The following is a 13,228-nucleotide window of genomic DNA, read 5'->3' as shown; positions in this document are numbered from 1 at the left end:
CATCACTGTCGCCCTTTTTCCGTCTTGCCTACTGCCTTACGCCGCACTGAACAACTTGTGCGGGTCAATCACAAACTTCTTCGGCACGCCCGCATCGAACTCGCCATAGCCCTTTGGCGCGTCATCCAGGCTGATCACCTGCACACCCACGATTTCAGCAATGTTGATACGGTCCCACATGATCGCCTGCATCAGCTGGCGGTTGTACTTCATCACTGGCGTCTGGCCGGTGTGGAAGCTGTGGGATTTGGCCCAACCCAGGCCGAAGCGGATGCTCAGGCTGCCCATTTTCGCCGCCGCATCGACGGCGCCAGGGTCTTCGGTGACGTAAAGACCGGGGATGCCGATCTTGCCGGCGACGCGGACCACGCCCATCAACGAGTTGAGCACGGTGGCCGGGGCTTCGTGCTTGACGCCGTCATGGCCGTGGCCGCGGGCTTCGAAGCCCACGCAATCGACAGCGCAGTCCACTTCCGGCTCACCCAGCAGCGCGGCGATTTGTTCGTGCAACGGCGTGTCGGTGGACAGGTCGACGATTTCAAAACCCTGGGCCTTGGCGTGGGCCAGGCGGACGGAGTTGACGTCGCCGATGATCACCACCGCTGCGCCCAGCAGGCGAGCGGAAGCGGCGGCCGCCAGGCCAACCGGGCCGGCACCGGCGATGTAGACGGTGCTGCCAGGACCAACACCGGCGGTGACGGCGCCGTGGTAGCCGGTGGGCAGGATGTCGGACAGGCAGGTCAGGTCACGGATTTTCTCCATGGCCTTGTCGCGGTCCGGCAGTTTCAGCAGGTTGAAGTCGGCGTACGGCACCAGCACGTATTCGGCCTGGCCGCCGGTCCAGTCGCCCATGTCCACGTAACCGTAGGCACCGCCGGCACGGGCCGGGTTGACGGTCAGGCAGACACCGGTGTGTTGCTCTTTGCAGGAACGGCAGCGCCCGCAAGCCACGTTGAATGGCACCGACACCAGGTCACCGATTTTCAGGTTCTCGACGTCGCTGCCCTTTTCAATCACTTCACCGGTGATCTCGTGCCCCAGGACCAGGCCAGTCTGGGCAGTGGTACGGCCGCGCACCATGTGTTGGTCGGAGCCGCAGATGTTGGTGGAGACCACGCGCAGGATGACACCGTGCTCAATCTTCCTGCCGCGCGGGTCCTGCATTTTTGGATAGTCGATTTTCTGTACTTCGACCTTGCCGTTGCCGAGATACACGACACCACGATTACCAGACATGCTTTCACCTCGCTGTTGTTTTTGTGGAACTGCGTTGCCCAGGCAGGCAGCGCGTTGATTGCTCGGGTTTGATGCCTGAGCTTCAAGCGGAAAGCTACAAGCCGCAAGAAGCACGCATACCGCCTTTTCTTGCGGCTTGAAGCTTGTGGCTAAAGCACCACGGTACGATTGGCGTTCAAGAACACTCGTCGCTCAATGTGATACCCCACCGCCCGGGCCAAGGTCAGCCCTTCGATGTCCCGGCCCTTGGCGATCAGGTCCTCGGGATAGTGGCTGTGGTCCACCACCTCCACGCCCTGGGCGATGATCGGGCCTTCGTCCAGGTCGTTGTTGATGTAGTGCGCCGTGGCGCCCACCAGTTTCACGCCTTTGTTGTAGGCCTGGTGATATGGCTTGGCGCCCTTGAAGCCCGGCAGCAGCGAGTGATGGATATTGATCGCCTTGCCGTCGAGCTTGCGGCACAACTCCGGCGACAGCACTTGCATGTAGCGGGCAAGGATCACCAGCTCGGCACCGGTGTCTTCGATCACCTGCCACACCTGCCGCTCCTGGGCCGGTTTGTCGTTCGGGTCCAGGGGGAAATGGTAGTAGGGAATCTGGTGCCAGTCGGCCAGCGGCTTGAGATCGGGGTGGTTGGAGACCACGGCCACCACGTCCATGGACAATTGGCCGATGCGCTGGCGATAGAGCAAATCGTTGAGGCAGTGATCGGCCTTGGAGACCATGATCACCACTTTGGGCCGGTAGTTGGGTGGCGTCAGTTCGAAGACCATGCCGAAGGCTTGCGCACGCTCGGCCAGGCCTGCGCGGAAGCTCTGCTCGTCAAAACCGTCGGGCTGGCGAAATTCCACGCGAATGAAGAAACGCGCCGAGAGCCGGTCGTCGAAGGAATGGTGCTCGGTGACATAGCAGCCCTGCTCGAATAGAAAGCGGGTCACCGCGTCCACCGTGCCGAGCACGCTGGGGCAGTCGGCAGTCAAGATCCATGTGTCTGGGGCGCGGCTCATTGCGGTGACTCCTGTTCAAAATTAACTGGGCGACAAAGAACCCTGTGGCGAGGGAGCTTGCTCCCGCTCGGTTGCGTAGCAACCGCCAAAAAGCGAGGGCCGCTACGCGCCCCAGCGGGAGCAAGCTCCCTCGCCACGCAAGCCGTGGTCGGCTTTAGTCCTTATGCCTGCACGCTCAACCCATACTCAGCCGATGCATCCTGCAACCACAGCCACCAGTAATCGGAGAAGCTGCGACGGATCACCAGTTCCCAGGTGTCTTCGGCGGTGTGGCGAATCACCAGTTGCGACTTGGCGAACACCGTACCCACGGCCTTGCCCACCGGGAAGCTGTTTGGGTGTACATCGTAGCTGGTGGATTTCATCAGCACGTCGCGCACGTTCGGGCCGGACAGTTCGAGGATCTGCTGGCCGCCGCTGACGTTGACGATCTGGATGTGCAGGTCGCCCAGGGCTTCACGCAGTTTCTGCTCGGCGGCGAATTCTTCGCCAGTGGGCACCACCAGCAACCATTCATCCGGGCCGAGCCATTGCAGGCTGGTTTCGCCCTTGATAATCACGGCCAGCGCACCTGGCAGTTCCAGGCCCAGGGCCTTGTGCACGCCGGCAGCAAACGCCGGGTCGTGGCCGTCGCCACGAATCGTCAGGTGGCCCAGGAGTTTTTTCTCGCGCACGGTCACACCGGCGTTCTTGCGGCCCTTGCCTACCAGGCTGGCGAGGTCGGCATGGTGCAGCGACGACTCGGCCTTGGCCCCGGTGGTTGGGCGTTGTTGGTACACGTTGGCTGCGGTCATATGGAGCACCTGTCTCGTAGATTGATCGTTCCCACACTCTGCGTGGGAACGGTCAGGTATCAAATATTCTGCCGATCGCCCTTCGGATCGAAGAACACCGAAGAAACGATCTCTGCCTCGATCACCCGGCCATCGGCCAATGGCGCGAACACCCGCTCGCCCATCCGCTTGAGGCCGCCCTTGACCACACCCATGGCGAACGAATAACCCAGGGAGTTATGCGCATAGCTGGAGGTCACATGGCCAACCATGGTCATCGGGATCGCCTGCTTGGTGTTGAACACCAGTTGCGCGCCTTCCGGCAGCCAGACATTCGGGTCGATCGGCTTGAGGCCCACCAATTGCTTGCGCTCTTGCCGCACGCAATCTTCGCGATTCATGCCACGCCAGCCGATCCACGAGAACGGTTTGGTCCGGCCGACACACCAGCCCATGTTCAGGTCGTCCGGGGTCATCGAGCTGTCCGTGTCCTGGCCGACGATGATGAAGCCCTTCTCGGCCCGCAATACGTGCATGGTCTCGGTGCCATACGGGGTCAGGTTGTATTGCTTCCCGGCCTCGACGATCTGTTCGAGCACGCCCATGGCGTAGTCGGCCTGCACGTTGATTTCGTACGACAGTTCACCGGTGAACGAGATCCGGAACACCCGGGCCGGTACGCCGCCTACCAGGCCTTCCTTCCAGGTCATGAACGGGAACGCGTCCTTGTCCAGGTCGATGTCGGTGACGTGGCTCAACAGCTTGCGGCTGTTGGGACCCGACAGGGTCATGGTCGCCCAGTGGTCGGTGACCGAGGTGAAGTACACCTTCAGGTCCGGCCATTCGGTCTGGTGGTAGATTTCCAGCCATTGCAGCACGCGCGCCGCGCCGCCGGTGGTGGTGGTCATCAGGAAGTGGTTGTCCGCCAGACAGGCCGTTACGCCGTCGTCGAAGACCATGCCGTCTTCCTTGCACATCAGGCCGTAGCGGGCCTTGCCCACGTCGAGCTTGGTCCAGGCGTTGGTGTAGACGCGGTTGAGAAACTCACGGGCATCCGGGCCCTGGATGTCGATCTTGCCCAGGGTCGAGGCGTCGAGCAGGCCAACGCTGTCACGCACGGCCTTGCATTCGCGCTTGACCGCGGCATGCATGTCTTCGCCGTTCTTCGGGAAGTACCAAGGACGCTTCCACTGGCCGACGTCTTCGAACTCGGCACCGTTCTTCACATGCCAGGCCTGCAGCGCGGTGTAACGCACCGGCTCGAAGATGTGCCCACAGTGCCGGCCCGCCACCGCGCCGAAGGTCACCGGCGTGTAGTTCGGACGGAACATGGTGGTGCCCATCTGCGGGATGCTCACGTTCAACGAACGGGCCGCGATGGCCAGGCCGTTGACGTTGCCCAGCTTGCCCTGGTCGGTACCGAAGCCCAGTGCGGTGTAACGCTTGACGTGCTCCACCGACTCGAAGCCTTCGCGGGTGGCGAGCTCGATGGCGGCGGCAGTGACGTCGTTCTGCAGGTCGACGAATTGCTTCGGCGCCCGTGCGGTGGTTTTTTCATGAGGCACCTGGAACAGCGCCAGGGTCGGCTCTTCGTGACGGCTCAGGGCCTTGGGCAACACGCCCTCCACGGCCTTGAAGCCGGCTTCGCTGGCCGCCCGCACGCCGCCTTCAAAACCGTCGGCCAAGCTATCGCCGAGGCTGTAGACGCCGTTCACACCACCGACGCAGACGCGCTTTTGCGGTGCTTCGCCCGGTACGAAACCGAGGATGTCTTCCCGCCAGATCGGTTTGCCGCCCAGATGCGAAGCCAGGTGCACCACCGGGCTGTAGCCGCCGGAACTGGCCACCAGGTCGCAGTCCAGCCATTCGCCAGGACTGGTGACTTTGTGGGCGCGAACGTCGATCGCGGCAACACGTGCCCCAGTGACGCGCTTGCTGCCACGGGCCTCGATCACGGCGCTGCCGGTGAGGATACGGATGCCCTTGGCGCGGGCTTCTTCCACCAGCGCGCCACGTGGGTTGCTGCGAGCATCGGCCACGGCCACTACTTGCAGGCCGGCGTCGAACCAGTCCAGGGCCACGCGATAGGCGTGGTCGTTGTTGGTGCTCAGCACCAGTTTCTTGCCCGGTGCCACGCCGTAGCGACGCACGTAGGTGGACACTGCGCCGGCCAGCATGTTGCCCGGCACGTCGTTGTTGCCGTAGACCAGCGGCCGCTCGCAGGCACCGGTCGCCAGCACCACACGCTTGGCGCGGACGCGGTTGATGCGCTGGCGGACCTGGCCGATCGGTGCGCGGTCGCCGAGGTGGTCGGTGAGGCGCTCGTGGATGGTCAGGAAGTTATGGTCGTGGTAACCGTTCACCGTGGCGCGAGGCAGCAACACCACTTCGGGCATCGAGCGCAGTTCAGCCACTACGGCAGCGACCCATTCGGTCGCTGGCTTGCCGTCCAGGCTCTCGCGGGAGTCGAGCAGGCTGCCGCCGAACTCTTCCTGCTCATCCGCCAGGATGACGCGGGCACCGCTGCGAGCCGCGGCCAATGCGGCAGCCAGGCCAGCGGGGCCGGCGCCAACGATCAGCACGTCGCAGTGACGGTTCATGTAGTCGTAGGTGTCCGGATCGTTCTCGGTCGGCGAGCGACCCAGGCCGGCAGCCTTACGGATGTACTTCTCGTAAGTCATCCAGAACGATTGCGGGTACATGAAGGTTTTGTAGTAGAAGCCCGGCGGCATCAGCTTGCCGCCGACCTTGCCGAGAATCCCCATCATGTCGTTGTTCACGTTCGGCCAGCCGTTGGTGCTGGTGGCGACCAAGCCCTGGTACAAGGCTTGTTGCGTGGCGCGCACGTTAGGAATCTGCGTGGCTTCGGTGGCACCGATCTGCAGCACTGCGTTCGGCTCTTCGGCACCGGCGGCGTAAATGCCGCGCGGACGCGAATATTTGAAGCTGCGGCCGATGATGTCGACACCGTTGGCCAGCAACGCGGCGGCCAGGGAATCGCCCTCGAAGCCTTTGTAGCTCTGGCCGTTAAAGGTGAATGTCAGCACTTTATTGCGGTCGATCCGTCCGCCGTTGGACAGGCGATTGATCTGGCTCATACCTTCTCTCCCAGAGCCTGTGCGGCCGCTTTCGGGCTGTCAGTCTTGTCGGTGAATTGCGGCTTTTGACCGATCTTGTAGGTTTCGAGAATCTCGTAGGTCACGGTGTCACGGGTCACGTTGAAGTACTGGCGGCAACCGGCGACGTGATCCCACAGTTCATGGTGCAACCCGCGTGGGTTGTCACGGAAGAACATGTAGTCGCCCCACTCCTCGTCGGTGCAGGCGTTCGGATCCAGCGGACGCGGAATATGTGCCTGGCCGGATGCATGGAATTCCTCTTCGGAGCGCAGTTCGCCGCAGTGAGGACAGAAGATGTGCAACATAGGGATTTCTCCTGTTAGTGGGCAACCGCAGCAGCGCCGTGTTCATCGATCAACGCACCGTTGTGGAAACGGTCGATGGAGAAAGGTGCAGCCAATGGGTGCATTTCACCCTTGGCCAGACTCGCGGCAAACACGTTGCCCGAGCCAGGTGTCGCCTTGAAGCCGCCAGTGCCCCAACCGCAGTTGAAGAACATGTTCGGCACCGGGGTCTTGGAGATGATCGGGCAAGCATCCGGCGTGGTGTCGACGATGCCGCCCCACTGGCGGTTCATGCGCACCCGCGAGAGCACCGGGAACATCTCGACGATGGCCTGGACCGTGTGTTCGATCACCGGGTACGAGCCACGCTGGCCGTAGCCGTTGTAGCCGTCGATACCGGCACCGATCACCAGGTCGCCCTTGTCGGACTGACTGATGTAGCCGTGCACGGCGTTGGACATGATCACGCTGTCGATGATCGGCTTGATCGGCTCGGACACCAGCGCTTGCAGCGGGTGGGATTCGATCGGCAGGCGGAAGCCGGCGAGCTTGGCCATGTGCCCGGAGTTACCGGCAGTGACCACGCCGACGCGCTTGGCGCCGATGAAGCCCTTGTTGGTTTCCACGCCGATGCAAATACCGTTTTCCTTGCGGAAACCGATCACTTCGGTCTGCTGGATCAGGTCCACGCCCAAGGCGTCCGCCGCCCGGGCAAAGCCCCAGGCCACGGCATCGTGACGGGCCACGCCGCCGCGACGCTGGACGGTGGCGCCCATCACCGGGTAGCGGGTGTTTTTCGAGCAATCCAGGTATGGGATCTCGTCGGCCACTTGCTTGGCGTTGAGCAGCTCGCCGTCCACGCCATTGAGGCGGTTGGCGCTGACGCGACGCTCCGAATCACGAATGTCCTGCAGGGTGTGGCACAGGTTGTAGACGCCACGCTGGGAGAACATCACGTTGTAGTTCAGGTCCTGGGACAGGCCTTCCCAGAGTTTCATCGCGTGTTCGTACAAGTGGGCCGATTCGTCCCACAGGTAGTTGGAGCGCACGATGGTGGTGTTGCGCGCGGTGTTACCGCCGCCCAACCAGCCCTTCTCGACCACGGCCACATTGGTGATGCCGTGCTCCTTGGCCAGGTAGTAGGCGGTCGCCAGGCCATGCCCGCCACCGCCGACGATGACCACGTCGTAGACTTTTTTCGGGGTCGGCGTGCGCCACATCCGCTGCCAGTTTTCGTGATGGCTGAGTGAGTGTTTGAAGAGGCCGAAGCCCGAATAGCGTTGCATAGTCATTACTCCAAAACCGACTCAGCGATAAACCGGGAAGTCCGCGCACAGGGCCGCCACTTGCTGCGCGACATTGGCCTCGACATCGGCATCGCCGAGGTTGTCGAGAATGTCGCAGATCCAGCCGGCCAGGGTGACGCACTGGCTGACCTTGAAGCCACGGGTGGTCACCGCCGGGGTGCCGATACGCAGGCCCGAGGTCACGAACGGCGATTGCGGGTCGTTCGGCACGGCGTTCTTGTTGACGGTGATGTGGGCGCGGCCCAGGGCGGCGTCGGCGTCCTTGCCGGTCAAGCCTTGACGGATCAGGCTGACCAGGAACAAGTGGTTATCGGTGCCGCCGGACACTACATCGTAGCCGCGCTTGATGAACACGCCAGCCATGGCCTGGGCGTTATCAATCACCTGCTGCTGATAAGCCTTGAAGCCAGGCTCCGCCGCTTCCTTGAAGCACACCGCCTTGCCAGCGATCACGTGCATCAGCGGGCCGCCCTGGGCGCCGGGGAATACGGCGGCGTTGAGCTTCTTCTCGATTTCTTCGTTGGCCTTGGCCAGGATCAGGCCGCCACGTGGACCGCGCAGGGTCTTGTGGGTGGTGGTGGTGACCACGTCGGCGTACGGCAGCGGATTCGGGTACAGGCCAGCGGCAACCAGGCCGGCGACGTGGGCCATGTCGACGAACAGCAGCGCGCCGACCTTGTCGGCGATCTGGCGGAAACGTGGGAAATCCAGGGTCTTGGAGTAAGCGGAGAAACCGGCGACGATCATTTTCGGTTTGCACTCAACCGCCAGGCGCTCGACTTCGTCGTAGTCGATAAGGCCAGTGGTGGTGTCGATGCCGTACTGCACCGCGTTGTAGAGCTTGCCCGAGGACGACACCTTGGCGCCGTGGGTCAGGTGACCGCCATGGGCCAGGCTCATGCCCAGGATGGTGTCGCCGGCTTGCAACAGGGCCAGGTACACGGCGCTGTTGGCCGACGAACCGGAGTGCGGCTGGACGTTGGCGTAATCGGCGCCGAACAACTGCTTGGCGCGCTCGATGGCCAGGGCTTCGACTTTATCCACGTGCTCGCAGCCACCGTAGTAGCGCTTGCCCGGATAACCTTCGGCGTACTTGTTGGTCAAGCCACTGCCTTGGGCCTGCATCACGCGCTTGCTGGTGTAGTTCTCTGACGCGATCAGCTCGATGTGATCTTCCTGGCGTTGCTCTTCGGCGTTCATCGCCGCCAGCAGTGCATCATCGTAGCCTTGGATTTGGTCTTGCTTGCTGAACATCGCGTCTCTCCCAGCGGCGGCGGTGCGCCTTTCGTCTCGGTGAGGCACGGACCGTTTCGGTCGTGCCCTTTGGATGCGATGGTATGGCCGGCGCAGGCAGGTCAAATGCCTATGGACGCCACGCAAAGGTGCGTTTACGACATGCGCTCAAATGGAATGGAGCACCGGCCCTGTGGTGATCTGGCGAACCGCGAGCAACAGCAGGAAATGCGCGGGGTACAGCGCATAAGCCCAACGCCGCATCGGCGGAGGATGAACACGACCGGCCTGGCGCAGAATCACCAGCCCCAACCATGGCGCAAACAGGCAAGTCACTAATCCCCAAATAGCCACCGCATCCCCCAGCCACGCCGCGCCATACAGCACCCGCCATTGATTGGCGGCCAGGCACACCAACCCCGGCAATAACGCGAAATACCAGGGCCGGCGAAACACCAGCAACATCGCCAACGGCAGCAACACGCCGAAGAGGCCGAACATCAGTCGCGACGAGAACAGCGCCGCCAACAGCAACGCCACCGCGGCCAGGCATCGGGCTTCCAAGGTTGGCGCCTGCCAACAGCGCGCCACCAACAGCCCCAGCACCAGCGTTGGCATTACATTCAAGGTGACGGGGTTAGGGATGAATAAACGGTAGGGGACTTCGCTGACGGCGCTGAACAACAACAGCCAACCCAAGTAACGCCACGAAGCGGTGCCGGCGCCACTGCGCGCCAGATTGGCCGCCATCGCCAGGCAGAACCACGGAAACGCCAGCCGCCCCGGCACATAGAGCCAATCGACGGAAAAACCGACATATCGCAGATGATCGAGGACCATCGACAACAGTGCCAACCACTTGAGCAGGTCCAGGGCAACGTCGCGTTGGCTCATGTGCTCAGTAGCCCGATGATTTTGTGATTTTCTGACAGAAACATCCCATGTGCTCCCTCGCTAATCTTGGGTAAAGTGCGCACCACATCGATCACGGCGTTGCGCACTCAAGCACGCCGAACCATGGAACCCCTCATCCGGGAATTCCGCCAGGGATCTCTTACCCAGGACTCTCTATTCAAGGAGCAAGGCCATGACCGACAAGAGTCAACAATTCGCCAGCGACAACTATTCCGGCATTTGCCCCGAAGCCTGGGCGGCCATGGAAGAAGCCAACCAGGGCCACCAGCGCGCCTATGGCGATGACGAATGGACCCACCGCGCGGCGGATGATTTCCGTGCCTTGTTCGAAACCGACTGCGAAGTGTTCTTTGCGTTCAACGGCACGGCGGCCAACTCCCTGGCCCTGTCATCGCTGTGCCAGAGTTACCACAGCGTGATCTGCTCGGAAACCGCCCACGTCGAAACCGACGAATGCGGCGCGCCGGAGTTCTTCTCCAACGGCTCCAAGTTACTGGTGGCACGCACCGAAAACGGCAAGCTGACCCCGGAATCAATCCGCGAGATCGCCCTCAAGCGCCAGGACATACACTATCCCAAGCCGCGCGTCGTGACCCTGACCCAGGCCACGGAAGTCGGCAGCGTCTATACCCCGGAAGAAATTCGCGCGATCAGCGTCACCTGCAAGGAGCTGGGGCTGAACCTGCACATGGATGGCGCTCGATTCTCCAACGCCTGCGCATTCCTCGGCTGCTCCCCGGCGGACCTGACCTGGAAAGCCGGCGTGGACGTGTTGTGCTTCGGCGGCACGAAAAACGGCATGGCGGTAGGCGAGGCGATCCTGTTCTTCAACCATGACCTGGCCGAAGACTTCGACTACCGCTGCAAACAGGCCGGGCAACTGGCTTCGAAGATGCGCTTCCTCTCCGCGCCCTGGGTCGGCCTGCTACAGAACGATGCGTGGCTCAAGCACGCTCGCCACGCCAATCACTGCGCGCAATTGCTGGCGAAACTGGTGAGCGACATTCCCGGCGTGGAACTGATGTTCCCGGTCCAGGCCAACGGCGTATTCCTGCAATTGTCGGAACCGGCTATCGCCGCGCTGACTGCCAAGGGCTGGCGCTTCTACACCTTCATCGGCAAGGGCGGCGCACGCTTCATGTGCTCCTGGGACACCGAGGAAGCGCGAGTGCGGGAATTGGCGGCGGATATTCGGGAAGTGATGAGCGCCTGAAGCATCGACCGATATGATCGTTCCCACGCTCCGCGTGGGAATTCCTCCACGGACGCTCCGCGTTCGGCTCTTGAAGGGACGCAGAGCGTCCCGGGCTGCGTTCCCACGCAGAGCGTGGGAGCGATTAACGGAGGCGCGCGGACTATTCCCACTCGCTCCGTATCCTATTCGCCTATCCCCAAACGCCTCGAAGCCTGCAACATGTCCATTCCCACGCGCAGCCAAGGAATGCACCCATGGGCCGGAGCCGCTACGTCATAACCGAACCTGAAAAACCCCACTTTCTCACCTGCACATTGATGGAGTGGCTACCGCTGTTCGTACGCCCCTACCTCGTCGATCATCTGCTTGGATGCTGGCGCCATCAGCAGACCCATCAGAATTTACGGTTGTTCGGCTATGTCGTTCTGGAAAACCATCTGCATTTCGTTGCCCAAGCGCCGAATTTGAGTAAGTGCTTGCGTCAGTTTAAATCCTTTACGGCACGCCAGATTATCAATGACCTGCAAAGCAAAGGCGCTGAGCGGGCGTTACAACGTTTGCGGTTCAGTAAGCGAGCGCATAAGCAGGACAGGGTTTATCAGCTGTGGCAGGAGGGCTCGCATGCGGAGCTGATTTATAGCGAAACGGTGATGCGCCAGAAGCTGGACTACATCCATTTCAATCCGGTGAAACGCGGGTACGTGGAATTACCGGAGCATTGGCGCTATTCCAGTGCTCGCAATTATGCGGGGATGGAAGGGCTGATTGAGATTCAGCGGTGGTATTAGCGCATAGGCGAGAGGCTGCGGCGAAGCTGGGACGCAGAGCGTCCCTGAGCTGCATTCCCACGCGGAGCGTGAGGAACGATCAGCGTCACAGCCCCCCCACGATCCGATCATTCCCACGCTCCGAGTGGGAATGCAGCCAGGGACGCTCCGCGTTCCTCCTACACCGAAGAGGATCAGAAATCGATCCGCACATCCCCCTTCGGCACGCTGCAGCAAGACAGGATGTAACCCTCGGCCTCGTCGTCTTCGGTGATCCCGCCGTTGTGCTCCATCTCCACTTCCCCGCCCAGCTTCAGTACTTTGCAGGTGCCGCAGATGCCCATGCCGCAGGCCTTGGGGATCATCATGCCGAGCTTGGCGGCGGCGGCGTGGACGGTTTCTCCCGGCCCCACGCGGATGCTCTTGCCCGACGAGGTGAATTCCACCAGGTGCAGGTCCGCGGCATCGACTTCGGGAGCGTCCGCTGCCTGTTCGGCTTGTTCCACCGCATCGGCACGGGCTTCTGGTGGCGTAGCGCCGAAGGATTCCTCGTGGTACCGCTTCATGTCGTAGCCGGCCGCTTCCAGCAGACGCTTGACCGCGGTCATGTATGGGGTCGGGCCGCAACAGAACACTTCGCGATCGAGGAAGTCGGGCACCATCAGTTCCAGCATCTTGTGGTTCAGATAACCGCGATACCCGGCCCAAGGCTCGCCCAGGCCATGTTTTTCACAGATCAGGTGCAAGCTGAAGTTGTCGATCCGCGATGCCATGTGCTCCAGCTCGCGGTGGTAGATGATGTCCTTGGGCGAGCGGGCGCTGTGAATAAAGGTCATGTCGACATTGGCGTTGGTGTCGTAGTACCAGCGCGCCATGGACATCACCGGGGTAATCCCGACGCCGCCGCTGAGGTAGAGCACCTTGGGGCTGGAGAAGTCGATGGCGTTGAACAACCCCACCGGCCCGTGCACCGCCAACTCCTGGCCTTCGTGCAGGGTGTCGTGCAACCAGTTGGACACCTTGCCCCCCGGCACGCGCTTGATGGTCACCGAGAAGCTGTAGGGCACCGACGGCGAGCTGGAGATCGTGTAGGACCGCATGATCGGCTGGCCTTCGATTTCCAGCTCCAGGGTGACGAATTGCCCGGGTTTGAAAAAGAACATGATCGGCTGGTCGGCCATGAAGCAGAAGGTGCGCACATCCCAGGTTTCCTGGATGACTTTGACGCAACGTACGATATGTCGGCCATTGGCCCAGGTCTGGGTGGTGACCGGGTTCAGGAAGTTATTGGACATGCTGATCTCCACGGCCGACTGTCGGCCTTCATGAGGGCGATTGTGCGCAGGCGCCTGGGTGACCATTTACCTATCTGCGACATTCACATACTTATCG

General features: G+C 61.9%; 11 protein-coding genes. 2 read left to right on the top strand and 9 right to left on the bottom strand.

The annotated features are described in order from the left end of the window. Positions 1-36: 36 nt before the first annotated feature. The 8 genes from fdhA to HU762_RS06395 form a co-directional block, all read right to left on the bottom strand. The gene (gene fdhA / locus HU762_RS06430) at positions 37-1,236 is read right to left on the bottom strand and encodes a formaldehyde dehydrogenase, glutathione-independent (protein WP_123343755.1); all 1,200 of its coding nucleotides are present in this window, start codon (positions 1,234-1,236) and stop codon (positions 37-39) included. A 149-nt stretch (positions 1,237-1,385) separates the two neighbouring features. Next, positions 1,386-2,243, bottom strand: a complete 858-nt coding sequence (gene purU, locus HU762_RS06425; protein ID WP_072389895.1) for a formyltetrahydrofolate deformylase — start codon at positions 2,241-2,243, stop codon at positions 1,386-1,388. Between the two features lie 161 nt (positions 2,244-2,404). Next, positions 2,405-3,037 carry a sarcosine oxidase subunit gamma family protein gene (gene soxG / locus HU762_RS06420; RefSeq protein ID WP_186634366.1) on the bottom strand — a complete coding sequence of 211 codons (633 nt, stop codon included), beginning with the start codon at positions 3,035-3,037 and terminating at the stop codon, positions 2,405-2,407. 59 nt (positions 3,038-3,096) lie between these two features. Beyond that, positions 3,097-6,114 (bottom strand): sarcosine oxidase subunit alpha, encoded by a 3,018-nt coding sequence (locus tag HU762_RS06415; protein ID WP_186634363.1) that lies wholly within the window; start codon positions 6,112-6,114, stop codon positions 3,097-3,099. Further along, positions 6,111-6,440: a sarcosine oxidase subunit delta gene (locus tag HU762_RS06410; RefSeq protein ID WP_186634360.1), complete on the bottom strand. Its 330-nt coding sequence runs from the start codon at positions 6,438-6,440 to the stop codon at positions 6,111-6,113. The genes HU762_RS06415 and HU762_RS06410 overlap by 4 nt, the downstream gene beginning before the upstream one ends. A gap of 14 nt (positions 6,441-6,454) precedes the next feature. Further along, complete coding sequence (locus tag HU762_RS06405) at positions 6,455-7,705, bottom strand: sarcosine oxidase subunit beta (protein ID WP_186634357.1); 1,251 nt, start codon at positions 7,703-7,705, stop codon at positions 6,455-6,457. A gap of 21 nt (positions 7,706-7,726) precedes the next feature. Further along, complete coding sequence (glyA, locus tag HU762_RS06400) at positions 7,727-8,980, bottom strand: serine hydroxymethyltransferase (protein WP_186634354.1); 1,254 nt, start codon at positions 8,978-8,980, stop codon at positions 7,727-7,729. A 147-nt stretch (positions 8,981-9,127) separates the two neighbouring features. Continuing rightward, a complete protein-coding gene (locus HU762_RS06395; protein WP_186634351.1) occupies positions 9,128-9,853 on the bottom strand; it encodes a TraX family protein in 726 nt (241 codons plus the stop codon). Positions 9,854-10,046: 193 nt separating this feature from the next. Here HU762_RS06395 and HU762_RS06390 point away from each other — a divergent pair, with 193 nt between their 5' ends. Together HU762_RS06390 and HU762_RS06385 are read left to right on the top strand one after the other, a co-directional pair. Further along, complete coding sequence (locus tag HU762_RS06390; RefSeq protein ID WP_186634348.1) at positions 10,047-11,087, top strand: low specificity L-threonine aldolase; 1,041 nt, start codon at positions 10,047-10,049, stop codon at positions 11,085-11,087. Positions 11,088-11,323: 236 nt separating this feature from the next. Then, positions 11,324-11,857: a transposase gene (locus HU762_RS06385; RefSeq protein WP_186634345.1), complete on the top strand. Its 534-nt coding sequence runs from the start codon at positions 11,324-11,326 to the stop codon at positions 11,855-11,857. Between the two features lie 173 nt (positions 11,858-12,030). On the opposite strand, the gene gbcB is transcribed toward HU762_RS06385, so the two are convergent. Beyond that, positions 12,031-13,131 carry a glycine-betaine demethylase subunit GbcB gene (gene gbcB / locus HU762_RS06380; RefSeq protein WP_186634342.1) on the bottom strand — a complete coding sequence of 367 codons (1,101 nt, stop codon included), beginning with the start codon at positions 13,129-13,131 and terminating at the stop codon, positions 12,031-12,033. Positions 13,132-13,228 lie beyond the last annotated feature (97 nt).

Origin of the sequence: Pseudomonas sp. SWRI92, assembly GCF_014268685.1 — a bacterium.
GTDB lineage: Bacteria > Pseudomonadota > Gammaproteobacteria > Pseudomonadales > Pseudomonadaceae > Aquipseudomonas > Aquipseudomonas marvdashtae.
This window is presented reverse-complemented; position numbering and strand designations above follow the sequence as displayed.